Source organism: Bacillus sp. CZDM1, from assembly GCF_055502545.1.
Window position 1 is genome coordinate 32,962 of the sequence record NZ_JBUESO010000022.1, and the last position, 26,107, is coordinate 59,068.

Here is a 26,107-nt window from a genome sequence, read left to right on the forward strand (position 1 = left end):
TTGTCTTTCATCATGCTTATGAAGGACAAATCTCATTGGGGACTCTCCAGATTTGTCTTTCATCGACCTTTTATACCGTTTTACTAATAATCAACAAATGAAATTTAACGAAGCTTCTTTTTTAAAAAAGGATAAGACAATCCTAATCCTAACAAATATAAAATGACTAAAAAGTAAACGGGAAGTAAATGAATAAAATCTGTATATCCAATATATAAATGCGTTCCAATCCCAGCGATAAACGCAGGTAAAGCTCCAATTGCAAGGGTATTCCAAATCCATCGTTCCCCTTTTCTAAAACCCCACAAGGAAAGCATTAGAATAAGCAAACCAACACTTACAAGGGCACTGCCAAACCCTGCTCGGTCATGTGCGATAACGGGAATTAAATTGTTACTAATACTTTCTAACATTTCAGGTGTCATACAAAGGAAGTTTAAGTCAGTTGAAACGAAAACCTTAGATACACCGATTGTAGAAATCACTATACCGCCTGCCACTATCAAAAATCCGATGATAATAAACATGAGCTGTCCATAAAGCCCGTATTGCCATGCTCTATCATTACTTCCATGACTAGAAAAAGGGGAACCTGCCACTTTTTTACCTTCCTTAAAGCTAAAAAAATAGATCGGCAATAAGATAAGCCAAAATAAACCATGCAGCCAATCAAAGTAACCGTAACCGATTGAAAGAATAATCCCAATAAATCCTATGATTGCTGCACTATGAAAAGCAACTTTAGCCCAATGCATGTCATTTTTAATTCCATGACGAGCAAGCTGGATATACAATATTCCTCCCGATATCATGGTTCCAGCTAGCGCCATTCTATCATGTGACATAAAGGATAAGATGAGTGGATTTACCTGTAAAATTTCTGTCCTTGTCAAACCGATGAAGGTTTCATCATAAGGGAGGATAATACTTGTGAATGCAAAATATAAGGCAATGATTCCTCCAATTAGGATGGATAGACCAAACAAAAATGACCAATACCAGTTTGGTTTTTTAAGAGGCCGAGATTCTTCATATAATAATCGTTCATGAATCCGCTTTGGTAACCCTGGACCAGCTTTTACATAGCCTTCTGTTAGTATCAACAAATCTGCACCTGCACGAACCAAAGTACAAGCTTGATTTGGTGTCTCCACCCCGCCGGAGGTTATGACGATTAGCTCAGGGTGCAGGTCTTTAACCTGTTTAATTGTTTTGGCTAGGCATTCATTGGCATTAGCAGCTTCATGCCAGCAGCTGTCCATGGTTCGGCGAGGAGAGGTTATGACGATTCCACTAATACATGGATGCTCTTTAAACTTTCCAATTTCTTTGTTCATTTCCTCAGTTGAAATTGAAACATAAAAATTGCGCTCCCCTTTATCTAGACATGCACTCACTTGTTCATCTGTTACGATAAAAGCGTCTACAAAAGGTGTTAAATGCTGAATAATTATATCCCATTCATTTTTGTTAACTTGTTCATCAATCTTAGCGAATATAGGGATTTGAATGTTTAGGCTTGTTAATTTTTTTATCACTAGTTTGAGTGGAACCTTCTCTTGATGCTCAGAAAACAGAATAGTGCCATTATCCATTCTGGGTTCTATTCGTGCTTTAGGTTCATTTAGCACGATGGGTCCAATTTCTACAAATCCAAAGCCTAACTCTTGGAAGGCGTTAATACCTGACAAATTAGGGTCGATATGGCCGCTTAATCCAATAGGAGACGGAAATGTAGTATCGTTCCATTCTTTTTGAAATTCCTGTGGGGGCTGCATATGTCCTAAAAATCCAATAAGTTTCCGGCCGCCAGGAAGGGAGGCAATGGTGCTCATGGAGTTATGAATAAACTCTCGGCTCGTTTTCGGCCGTAATTTATCTAGTAAAAGTCTTTTTAAAGGATGATAAGACCAATCCGGCATACACAACACCTTCTATTTTAATCATTTGTAAAGTTCCTATCGTGGATAATAATAACAAGTGGTGTAGATTTTGTAAAATTACGAAAACTCAAGTGGTAATATTGAATCCAGTATTTCAAAAAATTAGTAATAAAAGAATAGACCTCTAGGAAACCCTAAAGATAGGGAGGGGATGTGCGGGTGATTTTTTCTTTAAAAGGGGATGCCCATAAAGTTTTTCTGCGATTGAAAAAGACAATACATAATGGCGAAATCATCAGGGAAACAAAGGAATTTAAAGAAATTGAAGAGATTCAAACTCTATATCTGTCTCTAGATAGTGATACACTGCAATTAATCCATTACCGAATGATAAAAGAATATAACGGTTCAGGCATGATTCCAATCTTGGTATCTTCTGCTCCTTGGTTGTTACTGCTGTTTTCGAAGCAATTAGCTTCCTACCTATTCAAAGATGGCTCCTGGCTTTGGGCAGGCTTTTGTATCGTCTATCTGCTTATGTTAGGGATTAGTGTGATAATCCATTTTCGCGAAAAAGCTTGGGCTGCTTTTCATATGGAAATCATTCAAGATATATTAAAGGAAAGAAAAAATGAAAATACTCAGGGACATTCCACAAACTAATGTCCCCTGAGTCTTCATGTACCTTCCAAAATTAAACTTTTTTTAATCGTCGAATATCTGATATAGTAGTCTTTGAGATAGATAGGAGGACTACTATATGAAATGTTTCTCGATTGATTTAGACGGTACGCTATTAAATTCTGAACATGATATATCTGAAGCTAACCTTCAAACCATCAATGAATTGCGTGGGAAAGGTCATGCTGTTATTTTGAACACGGGCCGCGCTTATGCAGATGTCATAAAAATAGAAGCATTACAAAATTTAGAGATTCCTATTTTTTGTGTCAATGGATCTGTATTATTCTCGGCAGTGAAAGAGCTTTTGTATGAGGCAACTATTTCCATTGAAACATACAAAGAACTGTTTCCAATCTTAAAGGAATTAGGTGTTGGCATTTTAGTCTATACCAATTATGGAGGCTTTCCATCCACCTTACCGCCGCTCCATAAAAAAAGTAAAGAAGAACTCAATACTATTTTTAAGGAATTCAACTATGATGAAGTTCTTGAAAAAGATCAGTTGAAAATCTATAAATTAATCGCTTTAACCCATCATGATGAATTAGAAAAAGTCGAAGTGGTTAAGAAGGCGCTTGAGGGGAAGTTTGATATTTCAATGGCTTCTTCATTCCCCAATAATGTAGAAATCACTTCTAACGAAGCACATAAAGGAAAAGCATTATTGCGATACCAGACAATGATGAATCTTGATTTCGAAGAGATTATTGCTTTTGGTGATGGCGGGAATGACCTTGCCATGTTCGAGGTAGCAACTACTTCTGTTGCGATGGCCAATGCTCCACTAAATGTTCAAAATAAAGCAGACATTATTACAAAATCAAATGACGAAGATGGATTTGCTCATGCAGTTCGTCATTTATTAAATCTTCATCTAGAAAGCGCCGTAAAATAATAAAAAGCCCAATTTCCAACTGATAAAGGAAATTGGGCTTTTCGTTTTTTAAATGTTTACGGGCTTTTTCAAGAATCCCATTAATAATGCAGAAACAATTGCACCCATCACAACAGCAACTAAATACATGATCCAGCTTCCGTCAACGAGTGGAATAACGAATAATCCACCATGCGGGGCACGAAGTCCAATACTGAACATCATTGATAAAGCACCTGCAACTGCTGAACCAGCCATAACAGAAGGGATGACACGAAGCGGATCAGCCGCTGCAAATGGAATAGCTCCTTCAGTAATAAAGGATAATCCCATAATATAGTTCACCTTACCTGCTTCTTGGTCTTGCTTGCTGAACTTTTTCTTAAATAGTGTAGTTGCAATCGCAATTCCTAATGGAGGAACCATACCTGCAGCCATAATGGCAGCCATGGGTTCATAGACACCATTTGCTAATAACCCAGTACCAAACACATAAGCTGCCTTGTTAACTGGACCGCCCATATCAAAGGACATCATTAATCCTAAAATAATTCCAAGTAAAACAGCATTTCCTGTACCTAAACCAGATAACCACTCAGAAATAGCGGTGTTTAATGCACCAACAGGCTTGTTTACAACAAATAACATAATGAATCCGGTTAAAGCAATCCCTAATAAAGGGTATAACAAGATGGTTTTAATTCCTTCAAGAGAAGATGGCATGCCAGATAGAAGCTTTTTCAATCCTACTACTAAATAACCTGCTAAGAAACCTGCAACAAGCCCGCCTAAGAATCCAGCACCGCCGCTTGTTGCCAGCATTCCGCCGACCATACCTGCTGCAAAACCGGGGCGGTCCGCAATGCTCATGGCAATAAATCCTGCTAAAATGGGAACCATTAACGCAAAGGCATTTCCACCGCCAATGGTCATTAATGCTTCAGCAATAGGATGATAGGTTGGATCATCAGGATTTGCTGAATTAATCCCGAACATAAAGCTGATGGCGATTAAGATACCGCCTCCGACAACGAATGGAAGCATATTAGAAACACCGTTCATTAAGTGCTTATAAATAGTGGAACCGACTCCTCTTCCATTTTGTTCACTTTCCTGATTGGATTTTCCACTGCCGCTATAAATCGGAGCATCTTGCTTTAAAGCTCTTTCAATTAGTTCCTTTGGTTTACGAATACCATCGGCAACAGCCGTTTCAATGACATGCTTGCCATTAAATCGGTTCATTTCAACCTTTGTATCAGCAGCTACTATAACGGCAACAGCATTTTCAATTTCTTCAGCTGTTAGCACATTTTTAGCACCGCCGGAACCGTTTGTTTCAACCTTAATATCTACACCCATTTCTGCTGCTTTTGCTTTTAACGAATCAGCAGACATATAGGTGTGGGCAATCCCTGTAGGACAAGCCGTTACAGCAACAATAAACTGTTTCTTGCCAGCCATGGATTGTACTTCTTCTTTTTCTTCTTGATCATGAGAATTAATAATGTTTAAGACTTCATCAGCATTTTTAGCTTCTAAAAGCTGTTTGCGTACTTCATCTTTTAATAGAATGGTTGAAAGTCGAGAAAGTGCCTCTAAATGTGTATTGTTTGCCCCTTCTGTAGCTGCAATCATAAAGAAGAGGTGGGAGGGCTGACCATCAAGAGATTCATAGTTTACACCTGCTTTTGATCTCCCGAACGCAATAGCTGCATGTTTAACAGCGTTTGTTTTTGCATGGGGGATCGCAATTCCCTCACCAATACCTGTTGTGCTTTGTTCTTCTCTTTTCATAATGGCCTTTTTATATTCGGCGCGATCATTTAACTTGCCTGCATGATCTAGAACTGATACTAACTCTTCAATGGCGCCGGTCTTTGTTGAACTAGTTAATGAAAGGTTGATGGTTTCTTTGGTTAATAGCTCTGTAATCCTCATCGTCATTCTCCTCTTTGGTTTGTCTTTTCTATTTTTACTTGAGGGAGCAAGCCTTCCATTTTTTCGCGTGTACATAATCCGATCGAAAAGGCAGTCGCACTGCCAGCTGCCACACTAAAACGAAAAGCTTCTTCTATCGATTTTGTTTTTTCATAGGCTGCGATAAAACCGGCCACCATGGAATCCCCAGCACCCACTGAGCTTTTTACATCACCTTTGGGGCTAGTAGCGATTAAGGCTATGTCCTTATTAATGAGGACAGCTCCTTTTTCGGCAAGAGATACAATCACGTTTTGCGCACCTTGTTTGACAAGCTCTCTACCGTAAGGAATAACCTCTTCGCATGAGTTGATAACGGTATTGAATAAGTCACCAAGCTCATGATGATTTGGTTTAATTAAGAAGGGATGTAAGGGAAGTACTTTTTTCAGTAATTCTCCTTCTGCATCGACCACAAATTTTGTGCCATTTTCATTACATAGTTTTACAAGCTCTTCATACGTACTCTCCGGCATAGTGGATGGAATACTGCCAGCGAGAACGAGAACATCGTCACTTGTTAGTTCTCTAATTTTTCCTTTTAAGGATTCAAAGTTTTCTTCTGTAATGTTGGGGCCTTTTGCATTTATTTCGGTTTCTTTGTCAGACTTGAGTTTTACATTTATTCTCGTATCTTCATCGACTTTCACAAAGCCAGTTTGAATACCATGTGAGGTTAAGAAGCCTTCAATATAGTCACCGGTAAAACCGCCTAAAAATCCGAGAGCGTAACTATCTACATCTAATCTCTTTAATACTTGTGAGACATTGATTCCTTTTCCGCCTGGGAATTTGGATTCATTTTTTGTTCGATTTAACTCACCTAGCGTTACTTGATCAACTTCTACGATGTAATCAAGTGATGGGTTTAACGTAACTGTATAGATCATGATGGAACCACCTTTATTTTTGTCTTGCTGTGATATTGCTCCTTCGTATCAGGGTCTAACTCATTTGTAATAATCGTTGCCTGATGAAGATCGGTGATTTTTGCAAAAGCGACTTCCGAAAACTTTGATTCATCCGCCACTACAAAGGCTTCACTCGATAATGAAATCGCCAGTTGTTTGACCATTGCTTCTTCAGGATCAGGAGTTGTATAACCGAATTGCGAATGAATCCCGTTCACTCCCATAAAGCACTTGTCAAATCTGTAATGTCCCAGACTATCTAATGCCCCTCGGCCAATTAAGGCTTTAGTAGTGGGCTTCGCATAACCGCCTATTAAAAATGTTTTTATGTTTTTTTCTAAAAGTTCATTTGCATGTGATAGTCCGTTTGTAACAACCACAATATTGTCTGGAAGAAAAGGAATCATTTCGTAAATAGTAGAACCGGCATCCAAATAAATACAATTACCTTCTTCCACTAAACCTCCGGCAAACTGAGCAATTTGACGTTTTGCTTGAAGGTTTTTGGAGGATTTCTCCGTCATACTTGGTTCCTGGAGCTTTCCTTGCAGCCTAGCAGCACCACCATGAACTCGCTTGAGAAATTTACCTTCTTCTAGCTGTATAAGATCTCTTCGGATCGTTGACTCTGAGGAATTCGTTAATTCAACGAGTTCCTGAAGTTTAACAGAATTCTTTACTTTTAATGCTTCTAATATGATTTGATGGCGTTCTGGTTCTAACATAGATACCGCCTCCTAAAACGCTTTCATTATTTTCTAATTTCATTCTACAATTAAAAACGGTGAAAATCAATCGTAAAAATTCAAAAACATTCTTTTTCGGTCAAAAAACACCAAATAAAAAAGGATGCTATTTTTAGCATCCCTGTAACAGATATTATTCCCAAATGAAATAAAAATAGTTCTGATAGTTTAATAATACAAAGGTTCTAACGAAAATTTTTGAAATTAAACAGTTTTAGTTAAAAATATAGATATATTTGAAACCTTATTGAGTATAATACGTATATGTACAAGTAGAGGTAGTGTAAAAAATTTTTATAGATAGGAAGAATAAATTTGGGCACAAATATAATGATAGTAGCAGATTATATCTATGATATTTATTATTGGTTAATTTTGATTAATATTTTTGGATCTTGGTTCCCGCAATTTCAAACAAGCAAAGTCGGTCTCTTGATAGGCAGAATTGTAAATCCTTACTTGTCTGTCTTTAGAAAATTCATCCCGCCTTTAGGTATGATTGACTTTTCACCAATCGTTGCGATTTTGGCCTACAGCTTTATCGGGCGATTTGCTCTCGCAGGTCTACAGCAGCTGTTAATCATGGCAGGTGCCTTTTAATTAATCTTGAAATGGAGGTTAGGGCTTTACTTACATTTAGGTGTAGGTAAAGTCCTATTTCTATACTGAAATTTTTCTAACAATCAGGTAATGCTGTTAGTATCACTTATCTGGTAGTCTAAGTTATTCTAGATATAGGATGATTAAAAGGGGAGATTTTGATGAAGTCTGCTTTAATACTCGGGGGAACGCAATTTGTTGGCAAAAGATTGGTGCAATTATTAGTAGATGAAGGGGTAGAAGTGACCATTGCAACAAGAGGTTTGACGCCTGATTCCTTTGGTCATCAAGTTACTAGATTGATTATTAACCGTGAAAATACAGAGTCTTTGGGTCAAGCTTTTAAGGATAAGAAATGGGATGTTGTATTTGATCAAACCTGCTATTCCTCTCAAGAAGCCCTTGATTCGTTAAAAACAATGAATGGCAAGGTTAAGAAATATATATTTACTTCTAGCCAGGCCGTTTATGATTTTGGGACGAATAGTACGGAAGAAGGCTTTAATCCAATAGAGTTTCAGCCTGTATTAAAATCGAGGAGAGATTACATAGGGTATGTAGGATATCAGGAAGCAAAACGAGCGGCGGAAGCAATCCTTTTTCAGAATGCAGACTTCCCAGTGGTGGCCGTCCGTTTTCCGATTATTATTGGAAAAGACGATTATACCAATCGGTTAAACTTCCATGTTGAGCATGTGAAAGAAGGAAAAGCGATGTTCATTAAGCAACCTAACTTTAGATATAGTTTTATCGACTCAGGGGAAGCCGCTGCGTTTTTATTAAGTATGTCGAAGTCGGACTATCATGGTCCGATTAATCCAGGTTCTGAGGAAGATATCAGTTTGAGTGAATTAAACGGATTAATTGAGGAACTAATTGGCACTAAAGCGATCTTAAATGTAGATGGTGACCCATCTCCCTATAATTTGCCTGGATCATGGTCAGTCAATACAAGTCTTGCTCAGTCCATGGGGTTCAGTTTTTCTTCATTAGATAATCTTTTGAAAAAATTAATCCATCACTATTCATAGTTTAAATAAAGGGGGAAATATCATGAGTATTCGGAAGGCTACATTAAATGAACTAAATCCTTTTACAGAGTTATTTGATTCCTATCGGGTGTTTTATAAACAGGATTCTGATATTGAAGGTGCAAGAGCTTTTTTAAAAGAAAGATTATTAAATGAGGATTCAGTCGTTTTCATGGCCTATGATGAGAGTAATCCGGTTGGCTTTGTTCAGCTATATCCGACATTTTCCTCTGTTAGTATGAAAAGATCATGGGTCCTTAATGATTTATATGTAAATACGACTGCTCGCAAGAAGGGTTTTGGCGAGAAATTAATTCAAAAGGCCATTGAATTTGCAGAAGAGACAGGTGCCAAAGGGGTAGCATTAGAAACGGGTCAGGAAAATGTAACAGCGCAAAGACTATACGAAAAAATTGGCTTCAAAAAGGAATCCAATTACTTTTACTATTTCTCTTTATAATTGGATAAGATTACACATACTACCTTTAAATAAAAAATATGTGGAGGTAGCTAGAATGAATAACGAACAACAAACTGATAAGATTATCTCTAATGATGCATTGCGTGGTAAGCCTTATCTTGATATTGACCGAGTCATAACAGAAGGGAACCCGCATAGTTCAACACATAATAAGAAGGAAAAATAATATGAGTGTAAAGAGGCTGAACAGCCTCTTTTTATTTTTGACGTTTATAATTGAAGTGCTTATGATGACCGAAAATCATTTAAGAAGAGGAAAGTGGTCACTATGAAAGCTCTATGGTGACCGAAAATCATTTAAGAAGAGGAAAGTGGTAACCATGAAGGCTCTATGGTGACCGAAAATCATATAAAAAGAAGAAAGTGGTCACCATGAACGGTTTCCTATCGAATGATTCCAGCCAGGGAGATAAAATAAATTATATTATCTATCTTTTTCGAATTTTAGTAATATATTAGTTATACCATTTAAAAGTAAAGGGAGAGTGTCACATGGTAATTAGGCAACTTACCTCTTCAGATGCAGAAAAATACTGGGTTCTTAGGTTAGAAGCCTTAAAGGAAGCTCCAGAAGCATTTTTAACTAGTTATGAAGATGCTATGAAAAGGGAAAATCCGATTGCTCAGGTAGTAAGTAATCTCACAACAGAAGGTAATTATACTTATGGGGCATTTGATGGTGACAACCTAATTGGAGTTGTAACACTCCTTCAAGAAAAGGCAGAAAAAATACAGCACAGGGCAAACATTTATGCTATGTATGTTACTCCAAGGAAACAAGGAGCAGGCGTGGGGGAAGCATTACTCACAGAAGCAATTAATAAAGCAAGATCAATCCAGGCAATTGAAAAAATTAATTTATCGGTCGTTGCAAGCAATGAACCAGCGAAGAAGCTATATACGAAACTTGGCTTTAAAGTATTTGGACTTGAAGAAAAAGCAATGAAACTGAATGGTGTTTATTTGGATGATGAACATAGAGTGCTGCATTTAAAATGAAGAAACTTACCATTAGACGAGAAACCGTTCAAGATGAACATAGAATAAAGAGGTGTATACAATGACAGAAAATAAACAGGGAAGTATAGCAGCTGAAATCAAGGCTGATGGGTCGTTTAACCGGCAGAAAAATAGATTTAGTACACCGTTTGGATTAGGTGAAGGTGAACTGCCTATTGAAGCAGGGAGATATCGACTACTATGGTCAGCCGTCTGCCCCTGGGCACATCGCTCCGTAATTGTCCGAAAAATACTAGGGTTAGAGACTGTAATCAGTTTGGGCACGGCTAGTCCGATGCGTCCCAAACTTCCACATGTAGACTGGGAATTTTCTTTAGATGAGGGCGGGGTAGACCCTGTATTAGGAATTCGCTATATGAGTGAAATCTATAAGAAAACAGATCAGGATTATTCGGGGAGACCCACTGTTCCTGTCTTCGTGGATGTGAAGGAACAAAAAGTTGTGAACAATGATTATTTTAAACTAACAAACTATCTAGAAACAGCCTGGGCACCTTTTCATAAAGAAAATGCTCCAAATTTATATCCGGAATCTTTACGTGAAGAGATTGATACCTTAAACGATGTCATCTTCCATGAAGTGAACAATGGCGTGTATAAATGCGGCTTTGCCCAATCTCAGGAAGCGTATGAGCAGGCATATGATACTTTGTTTGCGAGACTAGATGAATTAGAGAAGCGTCTTTCAACACAACGTTTCTTATTTGGAGACTTTATTACCGATTCCGACGTACGGCTATACGCTACATTAGTCCGTTTCGATGCTGCCTATTACTCCGCATTTAAGACAAACCGAAATCGAATTGTTGATTTCCCACATCTATGGGGTTATCTACGAGATTTATATCAAACTCCTGGTTTTGGTGATACCACAGATTTCGACGCAATTAAAAAGCATTATCATTTATCGAATCATATAGCAAGCAATGATCAAAAGGGGCATAATGGTATTTTGCCAAAAGGACCGGACCTTTCAGGACTGCTTTCTCAGCATAACCGCCAAGAATTAGGTGGCAAGGAAGAAAAATTTCGCATTCGATAAGGAGGGAGCAGGGGAAATGATGATTCGGAAAGCTTTAGAAAGTGAATTACCATTTATTCGAGAACAAAGAGTACTCTCTTACGAAGAGCATGCTGCCATAATCCCTGAGGGTCATTGGCAGGCATTGAAGCAGGCAATTTCATCAGAGGTGGATTCAGAAACAGGAGTTGAGCTGCTAGTGGCAGAAGTAGAGGGGATGATTCTAGGAAGTGTTGCTTTGTTCCCGGCAAAGACAGATGCCTATGAAGGCAACGTTGAAGTTGTGGATTATCCTGAAATACGAATGCTCGCGGTTTCTCCAGAAGCGCGTGGGAAGGGAGTAGCTACAGCCCTGCTTTCTGAATGTATAAAGCTTTCAATAGAGAAAGGGCACCATTCCATCGGGCTTCATACCGGCGAATTTATGGAAAATGCGATGAGACTATATGAACGAATTGGTTTCAAAAGATTACCACAATACGACTTTCAACCTGCAGACGACGGTATCATTGTAAAAGCCTATCGACTGACTTTTGAATGAACCAAAATTGAGAAGAGAGGTTTTTTAGAAATACAATTGACAGAATATTAACTATACTACTATAATATAACTTATGTTTATTGTCCCTGCTAAATAATCAGCAGGGGCTTTTTTATTATCTGAAAAAAATATAGGAAGTGCATGTATGGAATTACAAAAAAGTTTATTGCCACGTCATATTCGTATGATGGCCCTCGGAGGAGCAATAGGGACTGGTATATTTAAAGGGACTTCTGAAACCGTTTCGATTGCGGGACCTGCAGTTATTTTTTCTTATTTGTTTGCAGGCTTATTACTTCTTATTGTGATGAGTGCAATTGCCGAGATGGCTATCGCTTTTCCTGGAGTAAATATGAAAGGGTTTATACATAAGGCATTTGGAACAAATGTGTCTTTTGTAATCGGATGGCTTTACTGTTTTATGTGGTTAGTTGTATGTGTTATAGAAGTGATCGCTGCGGGAAGCTTTTTGCAATATTGGTTTCCTGCTATGTCTTTGTGGTCTTTAAGTTTCATAAGTGCTGTTTTCATTGTGGCTATTAATTTTATGAATGTGAAACGTTACGGAGAGTTTGAATTTTGGTTTGCCGGAATAAAAATTACCATGATTGTCCTATTTGTTGTGTTAGGAGCCGGTATTTTATTCGGAATCATCCCGAGCAATGAAAGTGACTATTTACAAAATTATGTCCAACACGATGGTTTCTTCCCGAAGGGCTGGTCTGGGGTATTCTCTGCCTTATTAATCGTCATTTTCTCATACGGCGGTACTGAACTTATTGGATTGACTTTATCGGAAACGAAGGATGCAGAAAAGGTATTGCCTAAAGTGATTAAAGGAGTTATTGGGAGAATTGTCATATTCTATACACTCCCGATTCTAATCATTTGCGGATTGATTCCATGGAATGAAATCGGCAGCCAAGCAAGCCCGTTTGTGCAAGTGTTATCTGCAGTCGGTTTTGATGGGGCTGCTCATATCATGAACTTTGTCCTTATTACTGCTGTTTTGTCTGCAGCTAATTCTGGGATATATGGATGTACACGTATGATGTACTCACTTGCAGCGGAAGGGGAAGCACCGAAACTATTTTCATATGTTTCTAAGAACGGTGTTCCATTATATAGCGTTATCTTTAGCGCTGTTATCCTTATCGGAGGCACATTTGTTGCGTACTTCTCGCCTGACCGTGTTTTTGGATATTTAATGGCCATACCCGGTTTTACGGTATCAGTGGTGTGGATTAGCATTTGTTTAGCGCAAGTGAAGCTTCGAAAAACCTATACAAACCTGCCAAGTTTTAAAGTTTGGGGATTTCCGTATGTTACCTTATTTACTGCCATAGCGTTAAGTGTAAGCTGTGTGGCATTTGCATTCAGCGAACAAAATCAAGCTAGCATGCTTGTTTGTTTAGGGATGCTCATCTTCTTAATTCTATGTTCAGCTTTTAGAAAAAAAGAATAATCAAATAAAACCTTGTCATTTTGAAAATGGCAAGGTTTTTGTCTATATTTCTGTTGTTGCTTGACGTACTGTTTTTATTTTATAGATGAAGTAATAATATTTATAAAAAATAACGGCTGCAAGCATGACGCGGATCATGAGGCTATCAAGGATGAAAAAAGGAATGGCAATCATCACATCAGCGAATAACAAAATTATGAGCTTTTGCTTTAACGTCATCGACCTCTCTTTTACAAAATTCTCTAAGTGACGTTTATAGAGAGTGGTACCCTTAAACCAGATCTCAAAACGTTCAGATCCTTTTACAAAACAGTAGGAAGCTAGTAGTAATAACGGAGTTGTCGGTAACACTGGCAAAATAAGCCCCAAAACTCCTAAGCCCAAGGCAATAAAACCGATAATAATATATAGAAGTTTTACAATTTTACTCATATCACTTTGTCCCCTGTTCGTTCAATGTACATCTATATTATACCACTTTAATAAAGAAAGTTTTTTGACAGATTAAGTACATTAAAACTGTTTTAACCACCATTATGTTAAAATAATGAGGTCTAGAGAATGGGGGCTGCTAATAAAATGATTACATTCTATAAAGTTATCGTAGTTATACATATTTTTTCGGCGATTATTGGAATGGGGCCAGGTTTTATCCTTACGACCGTTGTAAAGTCGGGAAAGACAATGACAGAATTAAGGCATTCCTATGCCGTTAGACATAAACTGCATATCTTTGTGATGGTGGGCGGAACGCTTTTACTCGTCACAGGTTTACTAATGGGCTTCATGAATCCAAGCCTGTTTCGAATGGGCTGGTATGTATCAAGTCTTGTACTTTATTTAGTAGCGCTAGCAAGTGGACCGCTTTTGTTATCACCGAGGTCTAAGCCAGTAAAGGCCTTATTAGCATCTCATCAGGGTGAGGAAATCCCTGAAGAATATTATCGATTATCAAAATTTCTATTCAGATATGAACATTTAGCAAACGTTATTTTTATTATCATTATAGCTTTAATGATTTTAAAACCATTTTAATATAAATAAAAGGTATGGCATACAGCCATACCTTTTTTATTTATATATCGGAATAAAGATAGGATAATACTTCACCAATTCTCTTTTTAAACGAAGTATAATTGTGCTCACCATTTTTAATCGTTTGGTAGCGGGTATCTTCAATTTTGCTGCTCAAAATTTCATAGATGGACTGAATCATTTCTGTAAGCTGGATATTCAGTTCTTTATCATCGCTGACTTCGAGAGTACCAAAATCCATATAAAACCTCTCAACTGCAGATAAGTCGGAATTCCTAACGAATACCTCGAGTTCCTCTTGGTTGCGATAATATCCTGGTGATATCGCAGCAATACGCTTAAAAATATGTGGATAAGTGCAGGCAGCATATGTAGAAATAAGACCTCCTAATGAAATTCCAGCCATCGAAGTATGTTCCTTAAGAGTTCGGTATTTATCGTCTATTAATGGTTTCAGTTCATTTACGATAAAGTCCAAGTATTGTTCACCTTTTCCACCAGAAGAGCTGGGGTGACCAATTATTTTCTCAGCGATTGCTCCATTTACCCATGGACAGTATTCGTTAATGCGTTCTTCTCCTTCAGGATTTAAATCGATTGCTACTACGATTATCTCCACTTTGTTTTCATTTAAGTAATCCATTAATCCTAAAGATACGCCCTTAATGGCGCCTTCATCTTCAAATACATTTTGCCCATCGTGCATATACAATACTGGGTAACGTTTGTGAGATTCATGATAGCTTACCGGCAAATACACTCTTATCATTCTTTCCTGATTGAACGATGACATAGTAACATTAAACTTTTCTAACATAAGTACACCTCCAATTGGTCATACTCTATTTCATTAATTTACCATATTAGTAAGAAAAGCGGTGAAATAAAAACAGGCTGGTGAGATCGATTTGTCTCACCAGCCTGCGGGAATTGTAATTATCCCTTTAAAGAATCAATTAAACCCACCAGAATCGGTCTCTTTTACATCTTCTGTCGTCATCTCTTCTGTCGTCATCTCTTCTGTCTTCATCGCCAAGAACTCTTACTCTATCAGCACGGATAATAACTTCTTCTGCATCAATAAAGACTCTTCTTACTTTTCCGCGATCATCATCATCACGACGTCTTCTTTCATTAGACATTCCATATCCCCCCTTTCATGCTTGTACTATAAAATATGCTTGTTCAAAAATATGTGATTGGACAAAATACATATTTTTTAAAAAATCACTTACCGGATAGATGAAGAAGGAGATTTGTTTTAATATGTTGAAATAAGGTGAAAATAGATTAATGTTTGAATGGATGAAAGGAAGGTCGAAGATGGATATAGTCGAGAAGGCACTACAGATTGCAAGTAAAAGTCATGAAGGACAATATCGGAAAAATACCGATATTCCGTATATTACACACCCTGTGGCAGTGGGAATGGTGTTATTAAAGAACGGGTACAGAGAGGAAATTGTTGCAGCCGGAATCTTACATGATACTGTAGAGGACACAACCATAACCCTTGAAGAAATCAAAAAGGAATTTGGAGAAAATATTGCTAAGATAGTGGAAGGCAGTTCAGAACCTGATAAATCATTGTCATGGAAGGAAAGGAAAGAGCATACGATTGATTTTTTAAAAACAGCCTCAGAGGATATCCGTGCAGTGGTTTGTGCAGATAAGCTACATAATATTCGGTCCATCATACGAGATTATGAACAAGCGGGCGAAGAGGTTTGGGGCAGATTTAATGCAGGGAAGGAACAACAAAAGTGGTATTACACAAATGTAGTAGAAAGTTTGGGGAGCCAATCCACTTTTGATTTACTTACAGAATTAAGAAATGAAGTCAATAAACTTTTTAGGGATATGGCCTAGGATGAAGGAATATAAGGTTCATACATATGAAGAAGCTATATATGTAATAAGAGAAATTGGGTTTCTGCCATTGGCGAAACTCATCCCTAATTACCCTTCGCTCGACAGTGTAACTGTGAAGGAACATTGGCATACCGGTTCCGAGCTGGATCCATGGATGTGGCGTGCAAAGTTTCCGGGAGATGGAGCAGCCGCATACGGTAAATTTGTTAAGAAGAAATCCGTTTTACTGTCTACTGAACTATTACCTTTCATACGTGCTATTTTGGGATCTCCTCTTTCGGTAGAAGAACGGTTTCGGGATGGGCTAATGTCAAGAGAAGCTGTAGAGCTGTTTGCGCTTATTAAGGAGAATGAAAGAATAGACACTAGAGTATTGAGAGTAGAAGCGGGAATGAAGGATAAAGAAAAGAAGAAGCAATTTGATAACGCCCTGCTGGAGTTGCAGGGTTCAATGGATATAGTCGTTTCAGGGACAAAGGCAAAAACAAACGAAGCTGGAGAAAAAAACGGCTGGAGCAGTACCTCATTTGAAACAATGACATATTGGGCAAAGAGTCATAGAATTGATGAAAGCTGGTTTGAAAAGGAAGACGCGAAAATGAAGGTACGGGACCATTTTGCAGCCTTTTGCTGTCCTGATGCAATGAAAACCATTAATAAACTATTTAGAATTTAGAGGGAATCTTTACGATTTCCTTTTTTTATATTCAAAAAGAATGGCATTTAACCAATCATACCTATTTTTTCATCAACCCGTGATACGAGCATGTCCCCTAATTCCTACAATTTCATATTTTATATAAAAGGAGTTGTAAAAATATGAGTTGTAGAAAAAAAACGTTTTCATTCTGTATTTTTCCTGGTTACAGATGGTGCGGACCGGGCTGTAGCGGTCCAGGAACACCTATCAATGATGTGGATTCCTGCTGTTACAAACATGATTTATGTCTGGAACGTGGAAACTCCCCTTGTTACTGTGATAAACGATTTATGGATTGCCTACATTCCAAAATCAATCCCCATACAAAAAAGGGCAGACACGCAAATGTCATGTATAAATTCATGAAACTAAAGACCGGTTTCACATGTGGTCATCATAATAGATGCTAGCCAAAATTATTTTAGGCAGGCTTTTTTCTCCAATCTACAAATCCACTTATAGAACCCCAGTAGGATAAGTAATAGAATGGGATCAAGGATAGCTGCGTACCACAGTTTCCACCAGCCATAATGAAAATATCCCCATGGTTCAGGAAGCAGAGTAATGACTTCGTAAAATAAAATTGCAATAACAAAAACAATGATAAAAAGTAATTGTTTAATCCACCCTCGTTTATAAGGATACCAATTTAAAAAAATCATATTTACTGGTGGAACTAAAAACACATGAGGGAGTAATCCCCGCCAATCTAAATCTTTGTCAAAGTACCAGTATGCATGATATTTGAATTCAATAAAAAGATCGAAAAGAACTTGAAAGGCAATCGTAAATAACCAAATATGAAGGATTTGATTGCCCGATAACAATTTATTTGTTTTAAAACCAAAATAGTTAAAGGTGACAATGGCGATTAAAAGTCCTATCATAACATTTCCCTTTTTTTAACTTAATGTGTCCATAAAGGAAGGTACTATGCAAATGATAATAAGCATTAAGAGTAGATATAAATATAAATTTTTACAGTGAATCCTATATAGTTTTCCTAATAATATGTTTGATATAATAGTTTATAGAAGTAGTGTCCTTGTAAGGTCACTACTTTTTCTTAGTTGGGAGATGAACAAATGCCAATGTTAATAAAATTCGGATCACTAAATGAGCTTAAGATACGTATTTATCTCTGGGTTGTCCCATGTATTATTATTGCTCTCATCTCTAATACACTTCTACAAAATATTGATGCGATTTATAAATTTAATTTTACTATTAATAATACTCTCTCAATATGGTTTATCATCAGTTGGTTTTTACTATACAAAAGACTTTTTGTCCAATTTACTGAATACTCCAATCTGGCTTTAGTCAGTTTTTATCATGTTACGACGTTTTTTGACGCTGTCCGCAACTACATGGTAGTATTAGGCGGGTCTCTTGGGGATTTTATTATCTGGATGCCGGTCATTACCTTGTTCTTTTTCTTAACTTTAGGAACGAAAAGAGGGTTATACTATTCTATTGTCATATTTCTTACCACCTTTGTTATGGGGATTATGTATTTAAATAATCTTTCCTCTGAATCAATTGATTCGTTAGGTCAATATTACTTTGCCAATCTTGTTTACATTATTGTTCTCTATTATGCTCAGCATGTGTTTAAGACTTATGCTGATCTCGAAATGTTTAAAAAGCATGCTTATTATGATTCATTAACAAGAATTGCTAATCGCCTGCGGATTGATGAATGGCTGGAAAAGAAGCTCAAGGTTTTTGCGGAGAAGAAAGAAGGATTTTCCGTTATTTTCTTTGACATTGATCATTTTAAGCTGGTCAATGATAACTATGGGCATAAAATTGGTGATGAAGTACTGGTAGAGTTAGCGGAACTCATCCAACATCAGCTTACCAATCGAGAGCTGTTTGGACGCTGGGGCGGGGAAGAGTTCATCATTATCTCAAATACAGTTGGTGAAGATACCGTTAAGCTTGCCGAACATTTAAGAAAGGTTGTTTCTGAACACGGTTTCAAAGGTGCGGGAAACCTTACAGCAAGTTTTGGAGTTACTAATGCTAAACCAGGTGACAGTATTGATTCTTTATTGAATCGGGCTGATAAAGGTTTATACGCGTGTAAATACAGTGGAAGAAATCAAGTTAGTTATATCAAATAAAGGGTTGGTGCCATATTAAGGCACCAACCCATTTTATTTACTTTATTGTCCAAAGGGAGACTCTGAACCTTCCGTAATAATTCTCCCATCCCTAACATCAATATTTCCTTCTACCTTTCCATCCTTAGAAATAACATGGACGATATAAGTTCCTTCACCGGGATAATAGGCGATGTTTGTAATCTTAAAGGACTCTTCAGGATAACTTTCCTGAAGGTAGGCAGAGACGATCTCTCTGCTATTTTCCTTTGTGACAGGGTTTCCATTAAAAAAGAAATAGATGAAACCAGACAAGAGCAGCACAATAACAATAATTGATAAAAAAATAGCTTTTGCCTTCATAAATAAGATACACCCCTTAATCTCACTTTATTTACATTATAGTGTAAAATTACACTTTTTGGTATCTTTTTGTTATTGGAATAAGAAAAAGGGCAAAAAAAGAGCCCGGTACACTTGTACCAGGCTAAATTATGGGAAGTTTTAAGAATAAGGTTCCTTAAACCTTAAGACTCAAATAAGTTATCTTTATAATATGATAAACATTTGTAGAAGTTATAGAGAAGTTATGTGGAATTTGTGAAGATGAATTTGAGCAAAAATAGACAAAAAAAGATTGGTACACTCAGTACCAATCAGATTATGGGAAGTTTTTAAGAATAAGGTTCCTAAAACCTAAGTCCTTAATAAGTTATCTTTATAATAAGATAAACATTTGTAAAAGTTATAGAGAAGTTATGTGGAATTTGTGAAGATGAAAAAAATGGAGCCCAACAGAATAATTGGACTCCATTTTTTTAATGCGGTAAAAATGCAAGCTGATAAAAGAACAATACGGCGAATACATAGAGAAGCGGGTGAACCTCACGCCATTTTCCTTTGGCTATCTTAAGAAGCGGATAGCTGATGAAACCAAGTGCAATGCCGGTTGCAATGCTCGAGGTTAACGGCATACTCAGAATCACAAGGAATGCAGGAAAAGCTTCATCTAATTCGTCCCATTTAATTTTCGCTATACTTCCCATCATCATGCTGCCCACAATAATAAGAGCAGGTGCGGTAATCGCAGAAATCCCTGACACAGCACTAACAAGAGGTCCGAAGAATGCTGAAAGGATAAACAAGGCAGCAACAGTAAGCGAAGTTAATCCAGTACGACCTCCGGCTGCAACACCTGAAGAAGATTCAATATATGCTGTGGTTGGGCTTGTTCCAAACATGGCACCTATTGATGTTGCAACAGAGTCGGAAAGTAAGGCCTGACGTGCGCGCGGAAATTTCCCGTTTTTCATTAATCCTGCTTGATGTGCAACACCAATCATTGTGCCGGTGGTGTCAAAAATCGTTACTAAAATAAATGAAAAAACAACGGCATATAGACTGTTCTGAATGACATCACTTAAGGCTGTAATAGGGTTCCCTACAATTAACCCTTCAGGAAGAGAAGGCAGTGATACAAACCCTTGATCAAAGGAAAGCTGGTTCGTAAAAAAGGCAATTAGCCCGGTAATAATCATTCCAAAAAATAAAGCTCCATTGATTCGCAGCACCATCAGAATTAATGTAATGGCCAGTCCGACGATTGCAAGCAGGGCTGAAGGAGATGTAAGATCACCCAAACCGACAAGATTGGTAGGATGAGCAGTAATAATCTGCGTAAGTCTCAGACCAATGAAGGCAATAAATAAACCAATACCTGCTGTAATCCCGTGTTTGAGGTTTTCTGGAATCGCATCAATTAATTTTTCTCTAAAAGGTGTTAAAGACAAGATGACAAAAATAATACCAGCAATAAAAACAGCAGCAAAGGCTGTTTCATAGTTAATATTTTGCCCGCCGCCAACGACTGAATAGGCGAAATATGCGTTAAGCCCCATTCCAGGTGCAATGGCGATTGGATAATTTGCGAATAATGCCATCCAAAGTGTCCCAACAACTGCAGAGATAATCGTTGCTGTGAATACTTGTTCGAATGGTACACCTGCGTCTGCAAGAATGACTGGATTCACAACAACAATATAAACCATTGTAAAGAAGGTCGTAATTCCTGCGAGTAGTTCTGTTTTTGTATTTGTTTGGTTTTCTTTAAGTTTAAACATAGGATCCTCCAAAATACGAACGTTATTTATTAACTTTTATATAATATTCGTTTTTAGACAGAATTTCAACCTTTCTTTAAATAAAACAAAACATGGATCTTCGGGGGCAGAAGGTAAGGTTAAAATAAACAAAGAGCAATGCGCTCTTTGTTTATCCCCAAACTTCATCAAGTGTCATTCGAAATATCTGATTAAAATGTTCGGTAGGGTCGGATTTATCGACTAATAATTCCTTTACATATTGCTCCAAATGATTAATCTCATTTTCTAGGAAGTGGTTAATGACTTCAGTCCCAGGATTAAGGGCAAGAACTTCACCAGCCATTTTTTGTTTGATAAGGTTGTCTATGATTTTTCTAATCTCTCCCGTTGGAAGGAGATCCCCGATCAGCTGATTAAATCCATTAGGAGGAATTTCATTATGCTTTTCAATCCATTTTGCCGCCAAGAGCGGTCTGAATATGTTGAAATACCTTTTTATTTTAATTTCCTCGCATTTTAAATAATCGCGGTAATTCCCTTTTGCCATTTTTAAATAATGATGGATTCCAGAAATGGGCGAAAAAATTTGGCTTTCTAGCTCTTTCATTTTATTGATGGCAGAGTAAGCCTGGTAATAAACAATATTCGAATGGAGCCATTCCAAGAGAGGCGGATTTGATTTACGAAATAATCGCAGCGCTTTCGTAAGTTCCCAGCCATTTAAGTCCAGTAATTTGTCCACTGGAATAGAAAGCTTATCATGTTTGGGCACCTCAAGCACATCCCGCCGCTGGTCAATTGAGAGATACCATTCCTTTTTATGAATATAAATAAACCGGATATCGTAATCACTTTCCTTCGATGGGAAGCCCCAGGCTCTGCTCCCCGATTCACAGGCATAAAGGATTTTAATATCATAATCTTTTTCAATTTGTTCCAGAACCATTAAGATATGTTCTCTCAATTGTAATACCTCTCTTTTTACTGAATATATAAACATTAGGACCTTATACCTTTTAATAGGGGGTGATTAAATGTTATCAAGGCAATTAATTGTATACTTTCTGCTATGTTTAGTTGCCATTTTAATGGTGAGGGAATTTTCCTTTAGTCCGGAATCCTTTTCTGGTAACGGAAATCCCGTCATTCTTTTATTTCCATTTGTCCTGCTAACGTTTGGTCTATTTGGATATGAATTATTTCTAAAATTTAAGGATGCAGCCTTTAAAAGGACTACTTGGCGAAATGTTGTAGTTTGTGCTTTTATTGTCCTTCTTGCCGTAAGTGTGTTAGAAATATCTTATTTTAACGAGTTGATACAGAAATTAGGTGGTCCCCCCACGAATGAAGCATCCCGAATTTATCACTTTCCATGGTTAAATCAATACACAAATACGATTTTTGTTAATTTCTATACCTTCCTCATTTATGCTTCTTCATTAACATTCTTCACATCATTATACCGCTGGATAAAAAATTAATACTTTATAAAAACAAAATGTTTTGTGTTGTTGTTTCCATGAAATTTGCACTATAATAGAGTTATAAGTGTTCACAGAATTGTCGAATTTATATTTTTGAAATAATAGAAATAGGGTAAACCTAATGGGGAGATATGGAGGGAACGGAAATGATTAGAATGGCTGTTGCGGGTGTTTTGGGTTTTGTTCTAATTTTTATTGAAAGCTTGATTGTTATGAAACTAAAGGGTTATCATGGAATCGAGTTCGGAGGCTTAGCACCTTTTATTAACGTGTGGGCCATGAATTTCTTCCTAGTATTTTCTATACTCACCCAAATAACAAATTGGTATCAAGATCGTGTAGGTTTTGAAAGTGGAGAAGAAGATAATATATATTAATAAAAACGCCTCAATCATTTTGTGATTGAGGCGACTTTTTTGTTACGCGTGTTGTTTTGCAGTTTCTTTACCTTTGAAAACAGTTTTGCGCATGAATGGAACCACCCAGCTGTCAAGACCGATACGGCCAGCGTTATAGCCTGCTGTTAAGATGATAAATCCTAAGAAAATATCTGTTGGGTTATGAGATACGGTTCCTGCTAAGAAGAAGCTGAAGTTCATTACTAGACCAAAGAACATCGCTGTTGTTGTTAAACATCCAAGCATAAGTCCCAAACCAATTAATGTTTCTCCCCAAGGAACAATGAAGTTGAAGACATCAATGTTAGGTAGTGCAAAGCTTTCTAAAAAGTTAACATACCAACCGTACACCATGCTGCCGTCTGGACCTGTTACTGGTTTTGCAATTGCTCCTTTTAAGAATCCTGTTGCATCAAATGCACCACTTTGTAATTTTCCTAGTCCTGCTGTGAACCAAGCGTATCCTAGGTATAAACGAATAATAGTTAAAATAGCTGCTGAAATTTTATTTTCTCTTAAAAAGTTTATAAACATTATGAAGCATCTCCTTGTTAAATATGTTTTATATATTTACTACACTGCTAATATATCAAATGAATCTTGAAATGAGGATAGTTTGTTCATTATTTCACAAATCTGTAAAAAAGATTTGAACAAATTGTAAACAAGGATTTCTTTCAAAACGGTTTAAAGCTGAACTTCAATGCGGAAACCCTGTCAAACCTCCATCTAATACAGAAAGGGAAGTTAATTTTTTATAAAAGCTCTTGATAAAACTAATGATATTAGTTAAAATAAAACTAACGACATTAGTTAAAGGGGCTGGGTATTGTGAGAATGCTCAAAAAGGGATTTTTGTATCAGGTATCATTTATGGCAAGTGTCTTTCCAGTCAATTGTTATTTAGTTGAGGAAGAAGACGGTTTGACGTTAATTGATGCAGCTTTGCCTTATAGTATGAAGGGAATATTAAAGGCAGCTGCAGCGATTGGGAAGCCAATTACAAAAATAATTTTGACGCACGCGCATGAGGATCATGTCGGGGCGCTTGATAAAATAAAAGAGGCACTGCCAGATGTACCTGTGTATATTTCGGTCAGAGATAATAGAATAATGCATGGTGACACATCGCTTGACGAGCATGAGCACCAAACCCCGATTAAGGGCGGGGTTCCGAAAAAGCTTAAGACCAGAGCGAATATACTATTGAAAGAAGGAGACTTAATCGGTTCCTTGGCAGCAATTGAAACTCCTGGGCATACACCGGGTTCAATGTCATTCATTGATACTCGCTCAAAAGCACTGATAGCAGGGGATGCTTACCAAACTAGAGGAGGAATTGCTGTAGCGGGTGATATCGTGACATGGTTTCCGTTTCCGGCATTTGGTACATGGAGTGAAGAAACTTCATTAGCTAGTGCAAAGAAATTAGTGAGCTATCAGCCTAAGCTTCTTGCAGTCGGACACGGTGAAATGTTGGAAAATCCGATTGGGGAAATGAAACAGGCTATTAATCGACTAGAGCAGAAGTTGAAAGGGGGTTTATGAAAATGTCGCCAAGACCAAAGGTTGGACTTGAATTAACAGAGATTCTTGGAGCAGCAGCGGAGTTAGCGGACGAGTTTGGGATGCAGGAAGTTACCTTGGCAAACCTAGCAAAAAAATTAGGAATCCGACCTCCATCATTATATAACCATTTTGATGGGCTGGGCGGGTTAAGAAAGAAAATGGCAATTTATGGGCTGGACCAACTATATGAGGATTTAGCCCAATCTGCTATTGGAGTGTCTGGAGATGAGGCGGTGCTTACTATTAGTAAAGCCTATGTTGAGTTTACTCGGAAACACCCTGGAATGTATGAGGCAACTTTAATGGCACCGGATATGGATGATGAAGATGTACAACATGCAGGCTCAAAGATTGTCGACCTAACTGTTCGGGTTTTACAGGCCTATAGATTAGAAGGAGATACCGCCTTGCACGCAGTAAGAGGAATCCGAAGCATTTTACATGGCTTTTCTACACTGGAGCAGCGGGGCGGTTTTAAAATGGCGTTAGATCTAAATGAAAGCTTGGAAATCATTATAAAGGCGTTTATTCATGGTATGCGTGAGAACTAGGTTATGGCGGATATTTATCAGCCAAATGTTACCAATGTGTTTGCAGTTATTGAAAACAATACGTATTTCCGCTAAATTCAACTGGCTTGCCAAATGGCAAGTCTTCTTTTTTAAATAAGATGTTATAATATTAGTAATATCTCGATCAAAGGAATGAAATTTATGCGTAAATTTGAGAAGTTAGGTTTAGTAGTGGACGTTGAAACGACCGGGTTAGGACCGACTACAGATGAAGTAATAGAATTAGCGTTGAAATTGTTTTCATATCGCACAGATACCGGGGAAGTCCAAGAAATTATTGAAGAAGATTCCTTTTTAAGAGAACCACTTTCCAGTTCTGCTAGAAGGAACTATGACCGTGCATACCAAATCCATGGGATCCCCTATGAATTAGTAGAAGGGAAGAGTTTCACGGATGGTCAGATTAAAACTTATTTTCACCGTGCTGACTCCGTCTTCGCTCACAATGCTTCCTTTGACCGAAGCTTTCTCTATCATATGTACCCTGAAGTGAATGATTTAAAATGGTATTGTACAATGCGGGGTGTTAAATGGAAGAACTACGGTTTTCCTAATGGTAAACTATTAACACTATTGCAAGCGCACCAAATTACAAACCACCAAACACATAGAGCACTTGACGATATTACATACCTCATGGACCTGCTCAGAAAAACAAGTCCTAATGGAAATCTCTATCTTCAAGAAGTACTCGAAAATGGACCGATGAGAAAATACCAGCCTGCAGCCACTCGATCCAAAATGGGATAATTGTTCCATACTAAACACAAAAAACGGATTGAATCGTAAAACTCGCCATAGTGGCGAGTTTCTTTATTAGGAAAAATAAGCGGAGATTTTCCGTTTAGATTCAGAATGGAGCTCGTTTCGGAGTATATAAGGGGAGATTTTCCGCTTAAGCAAAGGAAAATCACCCCTTTTCGAGTTTTTCGAGCAAATAGACGGAATTCCTCAGTCAAGCCCTTGATTTTGTGTAAATTCGCTAAACAATGTTTTCAACCGAATTTTGTTATGTCAAATATATATGATC

31 protein-coding genes are annotated in these 26,107 nt (G+C 37.5%); 19 read left to right on the forward strand and 12 right to left on the reverse strand.

Annotated elements, in window-relative coordinates; translation table 11 throughout:
• Positions 1 to 104: 104 nt before the first annotated feature.
• On the reverse strand, positions 105 to 1,922 hold the full coding sequence (locus tag ACY3XC_RS27025) for a dihydroorotate dehydrogenase (RefSeq protein ID WP_464871319.1): 1,818 nt from the start codon (positions 1,920 to 1,922) through the stop codon (positions 105 to 107).
• A 180-nt stretch (positions 1,923 to 2,102) separates the two neighbouring features.
• Between ACY3XC_RS27025 and ACY3XC_RS27030 the strand changes: the two genes are divergently transcribed.
• Entirely contained in the window at positions 2,103 to 2,546 is a 444-nt protein-coding gene (locus ACY3XC_RS27030) for a hypothetical protein (protein ID WP_464871320.1), read from the forward strand.
• Between the two features lie 97 nt (positions 2,547 to 2,643).
• Positions 2,644 to 3,462 (forward strand): HAD family hydrolase, encoded by an 819-nt coding sequence (locus ACY3XC_RS27035; protein ID WP_464871321.1) that lies wholly within the window; start codon positions 2,644 to 2,646, stop codon positions 3,460 to 3,462.
• A 48-nt stretch (positions 3,463 to 3,510) separates the two neighbouring features.
• Here the strand turns inward: ACY3XC_RS27035 and ACY3XC_RS27040 are convergent, their stop codons facing one another.
• From ACY3XC_RS27040 to ACY3XC_RS27050, 3 genes are read right to left on the reverse strand one after another with little or no spacing between them, the layout of a single operon-like run.
• Positions 3,511 to 5,382, reverse strand: coding sequence for a PTS fructose transporter subunit IIABC (locus ACY3XC_RS27040; protein WP_464871322.1), 1,872 nt, complete (start codon positions 5,380 to 5,382; stop codon positions 3,511 to 3,513).
• A gap of 2 nt (positions 5,383 to 5,384) precedes the next feature.
• Complete coding sequence (gene pfkB, locus ACY3XC_RS27045; RefSeq protein WP_464871323.1) at positions 5,385 to 6,311, reverse strand: 1-phosphofructokinase; 927 nt, start codon at positions 6,309 to 6,311, stop codon at positions 5,385 to 5,387.
• Entirely contained in the window at positions 6,308 to 7,057 is a 750-nt protein-coding gene (locus ACY3XC_RS27050) for a DeoR/GlpR family DNA-binding transcription regulator (protein ID WP_464871324.1), read from the reverse strand. The genes pfkB and ACY3XC_RS27050 overlap by 4 nt, the downstream gene beginning before the upstream one ends.
• A gap of 351 nt (positions 7,058 to 7,408) precedes the next feature.
• Between ACY3XC_RS27050 and ACY3XC_RS27055 the strand changes: the two genes are divergently transcribed.
• The 8 genes from ACY3XC_RS27055 (at position 7,409) to ACY3XC_RS27090 (ending at position 13,237) form a co-directional block, all read left to right on the forward strand.
• Positions 7,409 to 7,678 (forward strand): YggT family protein, encoded by a 270-nt coding sequence (locus tag ACY3XC_RS27055; protein WP_179160338.1) that lies wholly within the window; start codon positions 7,409 to 7,411, stop codon positions 7,676 to 7,678.
• A 161-nt stretch (positions 7,679 to 7,839) separates the two neighbouring features.
• Positions 7,840 to 8,709 carry an NAD-dependent epimerase/dehydratase family protein gene (locus tag ACY3XC_RS27060; RefSeq protein WP_464871325.1) on the forward strand — a complete coding sequence of 290 codons (870 nt, stop codon included), beginning with the start codon at positions 7,840 to 7,842 and terminating at the stop codon, positions 8,707 to 8,709.
• Between the two features lie 22 nt (positions 8,710 to 8,731).
• Positions 8,732 to 9,169: an N-acetyltransferase family protein gene (locus ACY3XC_RS27065; RefSeq protein ID WP_464871326.1), complete on the forward strand. Its 438-nt coding sequence runs from the start codon at positions 8,732 to 8,734 to the stop codon at positions 9,167 to 9,169.
• Between the two features lie 55 nt (positions 9,170 to 9,224).
• Entirely contained in the window at positions 9,225 to 9,356 is a 132-nt protein-coding gene (locus ACY3XC_RS27070; protein WP_464871327.1) for a hypothetical protein, read from the forward strand.
• Between the two features lie 326 nt (positions 9,357 to 9,682).
• On the forward strand, positions 9,683 to 10,189 hold the full coding sequence (locus ACY3XC_RS27075; RefSeq protein ID WP_464871328.1) for an N-acetyltransferase family protein: 507 nt from the start codon (positions 9,683 to 9,685) through the stop codon (positions 10,187 to 10,189).
• Between the two features lie 61 nt (positions 10,190 to 10,250).
• Positions 10,251 to 11,252 (forward strand): glutathione S-transferase family protein, encoded by a 1,002-nt coding sequence (locus tag ACY3XC_RS27080; protein WP_464871329.1) that lies wholly within the window; start codon positions 10,251 to 10,253, stop codon positions 11,250 to 11,252.
• Positions 11,253 to 11,268: 16 nt separating this feature from the next.
• Positions 11,269 to 11,772 carry a GNAT family N-acetyltransferase gene (locus tag ACY3XC_RS27085; protein WP_464871330.1) on the forward strand — a complete coding sequence of 168 codons (504 nt, stop codon included), beginning with the start codon at positions 11,269 to 11,271 and terminating at the stop codon, positions 11,770 to 11,772.
• 145 nt (positions 11,773 to 11,917) lie between these two features.
• Entirely contained in the window at positions 11,918 to 13,237 is a 1,320-nt protein-coding gene (locus tag ACY3XC_RS27090) for an amino acid permease (protein ID WP_464871331.1), read from the forward strand.
• 42 nt (positions 13,238 to 13,279) lie between these two features.
• On the opposite strand, the gene ACY3XC_RS27095 is transcribed toward ACY3XC_RS27090, so the two are convergent.
• Positions 13,280 to 13,669: a DUF454 family protein gene (locus ACY3XC_RS27095; protein WP_464871332.1), complete on the reverse strand. Its 390-nt coding sequence runs from the start codon at positions 13,667 to 13,669 to the stop codon at positions 13,280 to 13,282.
• A 147-nt stretch (positions 13,670 to 13,816) separates the two neighbouring features.
• Here ACY3XC_RS27095 and ACY3XC_RS27100 point away from each other — a divergent pair, with 147 nt between their 5' ends.
• Positions 13,817 to 14,272, forward strand: a complete 456-nt coding sequence (locus ACY3XC_RS27100) for a DUF2269 family protein (protein ID WP_464871333.1) — start codon at positions 13,817 to 13,819, stop codon at positions 14,270 to 14,272.
• Positions 14,273 to 14,312: 40 nt separating this feature from the next.
• On the opposite strand, the gene ACY3XC_RS27105 is transcribed toward ACY3XC_RS27100, so the two are convergent.
• Positions 14,313 to 15,089, reverse strand: coding sequence for an alpha/beta hydrolase (locus tag ACY3XC_RS27105; RefSeq protein ID WP_464871334.1), 777 nt, complete (start codon positions 15,087 to 15,089; stop codon positions 14,313 to 14,315).
• Between the two features lie 139 nt (positions 15,090 to 15,228).
• Positions 15,229 to 15,414 carry a hypothetical protein gene (locus tag ACY3XC_RS27110; RefSeq protein ID WP_179160217.1) on the reverse strand — a complete coding sequence of 62 codons (186 nt, stop codon included), beginning with the start codon at positions 15,412 to 15,414 and terminating at the stop codon, positions 15,229 to 15,231.
• A gap of 151 nt (positions 15,415 to 15,565) precedes the next feature.
• Here ACY3XC_RS27110 and ACY3XC_RS27115 point away from each other — a divergent pair, with 151 nt between their 5' ends.
• Together ACY3XC_RS27115 and ACY3XC_RS27120 are read left to right on the forward strand one after the other, a co-directional pair.
• A complete protein-coding gene (locus ACY3XC_RS27115; RefSeq protein ID WP_464871335.1) occupies positions 15,566 to 16,141 on the forward strand; it encodes an HD domain-containing protein in 576 nt (191 codons plus the stop codon).
• A 1-nt stretch (position 16,142) separates the two neighbouring features.
• On the forward strand, positions 16,143 to 16,820 hold the full coding sequence (locus tag ACY3XC_RS27120; RefSeq protein ID WP_464871336.1) for an AlkZ-related protein: 678 nt from the start codon (positions 16,143 to 16,145) through the stop codon (positions 16,818 to 16,820).
• A 440-nt stretch (positions 16,821 to 17,260) separates the two neighbouring features.
• Here ACY3XC_RS27120 and ACY3XC_RS27125 read toward each other — a convergent pair whose 3' ends face one another.
• Entirely contained in the window at positions 17,261 to 17,731 is a 471-nt protein-coding gene (locus ACY3XC_RS27125) for a hypothetical protein (protein ID WP_464871337.1), read from the reverse strand.
• A 198-nt stretch (positions 17,732 to 17,929) separates the two neighbouring features.
• On the opposite strand from ACY3XC_RS27125, the gene ACY3XC_RS27130 reads away from it, so the two are divergent.
• Complete coding sequence (locus tag ACY3XC_RS27130; RefSeq protein WP_464871338.1) at positions 17,930 to 18,973, forward strand: GGDEF domain-containing protein; 1,044 nt, start codon at positions 17,930 to 17,932, stop codon at positions 18,971 to 18,973.
• Between the two features lie 42 nt (positions 18,974 to 19,015).
• Here the strand turns inward: ACY3XC_RS27130 and ACY3XC_RS27135 are convergent, their stop codons facing one another.
• From ACY3XC_RS27135 to ACY3XC_RS27145, 3 genes are all read right to left on the reverse strand, one after another.
• On the reverse strand, positions 19,016 to 19,315 hold the full coding sequence (locus ACY3XC_RS27135; RefSeq protein ID WP_464871339.1) for a YfjL-like protein: 300 nt from the start codon (positions 19,313 to 19,315) through the stop codon (positions 19,016 to 19,018).
• A 455-nt stretch (positions 19,316 to 19,770) separates the two neighbouring features.
• Entirely contained in the window at positions 19,771 to 21,072 is a 1,302-nt protein-coding gene (locus tag ACY3XC_RS27140) for an NCS2 family permease (RefSeq protein WP_464871340.1), read from the reverse strand.
• Positions 21,073 to 21,223: 151 nt separating this feature from the next.
• Entirely contained in the window at positions 21,224 to 22,018 is a 795-nt protein-coding gene (locus ACY3XC_RS27145; protein WP_464871341.1) for a nucleotidyltransferase domain-containing protein, read from the reverse strand.
• A 70-nt stretch (positions 22,019 to 22,088) separates the two neighbouring features.
• Between ACY3XC_RS27145 and ACY3XC_RS27150 the strand changes: the two genes are divergently transcribed.
• Positions 22,089 to 22,535: a hypothetical protein gene (locus ACY3XC_RS27150; RefSeq protein WP_179160212.1), complete on the forward strand. Its 447-nt coding sequence runs from the start codon at positions 22,089 to 22,091 to the stop codon at positions 22,533 to 22,535.
• A 149-nt stretch (positions 22,536 to 22,684) separates the two neighbouring features.
• A complete protein-coding gene (locus tag ACY3XC_RS27155; RefSeq protein WP_464871342.1) occupies positions 22,685 to 22,915 on the forward strand; it encodes a hypothetical protein in 231 nt (76 codons plus the stop codon).
• A gap of 42 nt (positions 22,916 to 22,957) precedes the next feature.
• Here ACY3XC_RS27155 and ACY3XC_RS27160 read toward each other — a convergent pair whose 3' ends face one another.
• A complete protein-coding gene (locus ACY3XC_RS27160; protein WP_464871343.1) occupies positions 22,958 to 23,470 on the reverse strand; it encodes a DoxX family membrane protein in 513 nt (170 codons plus the stop codon).
• Positions 23,471 to 23,767: 297 nt separating this feature from the next.
• Here ACY3XC_RS27160 and ACY3XC_RS27165 point away from each other — a divergent pair, with 297 nt between their 5' ends.
• From ACY3XC_RS27165 to ACY3XC_RS27175, 3 genes are all read left to right on the forward strand, one after another.
• Positions 23,768 to 24,484, forward strand: coding sequence for an MBL fold metallo-hydrolase (locus ACY3XC_RS27165; RefSeq protein ID WP_464871344.1), 717 nt, complete (start codon positions 23,768 to 23,770; stop codon positions 24,482 to 24,484).
• A 2-nt stretch (positions 24,485 to 24,486) separates the two neighbouring features.
• Complete coding sequence (locus ACY3XC_RS27170) at positions 24,487 to 25,056, forward strand: TetR/AcrR family transcriptional regulator (protein WP_464871345.1); 570 nt, start codon at positions 24,487 to 24,489, stop codon at positions 25,054 to 25,056.
• A 162-nt stretch (positions 25,057 to 25,218) separates the two neighbouring features.
• A complete protein-coding gene (locus tag ACY3XC_RS27175) occupies positions 25,219 to 25,827 on the forward strand; it encodes an exonuclease domain-containing protein (RefSeq protein WP_464871346.1) in 609 nt (202 codons plus the stop codon).
• Positions 25,828 to 26,107 lie beyond the last annotated feature (280 nt).

Bases quoted from the DNA above. Each gene is read 5' to 3' on its own strand.
- ACY3XC_RS27115 (WP_464871335.1), top strand. From the start codon at position 15,566: ATGTTTGAATGGATGAAAGGAAGGTCGAAGATGGATATAGTCGAGAAG.
- ACY3XC_RS27140 (WP_464871340.1), bottom strand. From the start codon at position 21,072: ATGTTTAAACTTAAAGAAAACCAAACAAATACAAAAACAGAACTACTC.
- ACY3XC_RS27060 (WP_464871325.1), top strand. From the start codon at position 7,840: ATGAAGTCTGCTTTAATACTCGGGGGAACGCAATTTGTTGGCAAAAGA.
- ACY3XC_RS27105 (WP_464871334.1), bottom strand. From the start codon at position 15,089: ATGTTAGAAAAGTTTAATGTTACTATGTCATCGTTCAATCAGGAAAGA.
- ACY3XC_RS27025 (WP_464871319.1), bottom strand. From the start codon at position 1,922: ATGCCGGATTGGTCTTATCATCCTTTAAAAAGACTTTTACTAGATAAA.
- ACY3XC_RS27035 (WP_464871321.1), top strand. From the start codon at position 2,644: ATGAAATGTTTCTCGATTGATTTAGACGGTACGCTATTAAATTCTGAA.
- ACY3XC_RS27155 (WP_464871342.1), top strand. From the start codon at position 22,685: ATGATTAGAATGGCTGTTGCGGGTGTTTTGGGTTTTGTTCTAATTTTT.
- ACY3XC_RS27090 (WP_464871331.1), top strand. From the start codon at position 11,918: ATGGAATTACAAAAAAGTTTATTGCCACGTCATATTCGTATGATGGCC.
- ACY3XC_RS27120 (WP_464871336.1), top strand. From the start codon at position 16,143: ATGAAGGAATATAAGGTTCATACATATGAAGAAGCTATATATGTAATA.
- ACY3XC_RS27055 (WP_179160338.1), top strand. From the start codon at position 7,409: ATGATAGTAGCAGATTATATCTATGATATTTATTATTGGTTAATTTTG.
- ACY3XC_RS27110 (WP_179160217.1), bottom strand. From the start codon at position 15,414: ATGTCTAATGAAAGAAGACGTCGTGATGATGATGATCGCGGAAAAGTA.
- ACY3XC_RS27085 (WP_464871330.1), top strand. From the start codon at position 11,269: ATGATGATTCGGAAAGCTTTAGAAAGTGAATTACCATTTATTCGAGAA.
- ACY3XC_RS27075 (WP_464871328.1), top strand. From the start codon at position 9,683: ATGGTAATTAGGCAACTTACCTCTTCAGATGCAGAAAAATACTGGGTT.
- ACY3XC_RS27160 (WP_464871343.1), bottom strand. From the start codon at position 23,470: ATGTTTATAAACTTTTTAAGAGAAAATAAAATTTCAGCAGCTATTTTA.
- ACY3XC_RS27150 (WP_179160212.1), top strand. From the start codon at position 22,089: ATGTTATCAAGGCAATTAATTGTATACTTTCTGCTATGTTTAGTTGCC.
- ACY3XC_RS27130 (WP_464871338.1), top strand. From the start codon at position 17,930: ATGCCAATGTTAATAAAATTCGGATCACTAAATGAGCTTAAGATACGT.
- ACY3XC_RS27125 (WP_464871337.1), bottom strand. From the start codon at position 17,731: ATGATAGGACTTTTAATCGCCATTGTCACCTTTAACTATTTTGGTTTT.
- ACY3XC_RS27095 (WP_464871332.1), bottom strand. From the start codon at position 13,669: ATGAGTAAAATTGTAAAACTTCTATATATTATTATCGGTTTTATTGCC.
- ACY3XC_RS27050 (WP_464871324.1), bottom strand. From the start codon at position 7,057: ATGTTAGAACCAGAACGCCATCAAATCATATTAGAAGCATTAAAAGTA.
- ACY3XC_RS27065 (WP_464871326.1), top strand. From the start codon at position 8,732: ATGAGTATTCGGAAGGCTACATTAAATGAACTAAATCCTTTTACAGAG.
- ACY3XC_RS27070 (WP_464871327.1), top strand. From the start codon at position 9,225: ATGAATAACGAACAACAAACTGATAAGATTATCTCTAATGATGCATTG.
- ACY3XC_RS27135 (WP_464871339.1), bottom strand. From the start codon at position 19,315: ATGAAGGCAAAAGCTATTTTTTTATCAATTATTGTTATTGTGCTGCTC.
- pfkB (WP_464871323.1), bottom strand. From the start codon at position 6,311: ATGATCTATACAGTTACGTTAAACCCATCACTTGATTACATCGTAGAA.
- ACY3XC_RS27100 (WP_464871333.1), top strand. From the start codon at position 13,817: ATGATTACATTCTATAAAGTTATCGTAGTTATACATATTTTTTCGGCG.
- ACY3XC_RS27175 (WP_464871346.1), top strand. From the start codon at position 25,219: ATGCGTAAATTTGAGAAGTTAGGTTTAGTAGTGGACGTTGAAACGACC.
- ACY3XC_RS27170 (WP_464871345.1), top strand. From the start codon at position 24,487: ATGTCGCCAAGACCAAAGGTTGGACTTGAATTAACAGAGATTCTTGGA.
- ACY3XC_RS27080 (WP_464871329.1), top strand. From the start codon at position 10,251: ATGACAGAAAATAAACAGGGAAGTATAGCAGCTGAAATCAAGGCTGAT.
- ACY3XC_RS27040 (WP_464871322.1), bottom strand. From the start codon at position 5,382: ATGAGGATTACAGAGCTATTAACCAAAGAAACCATCAACCTTTCATTA.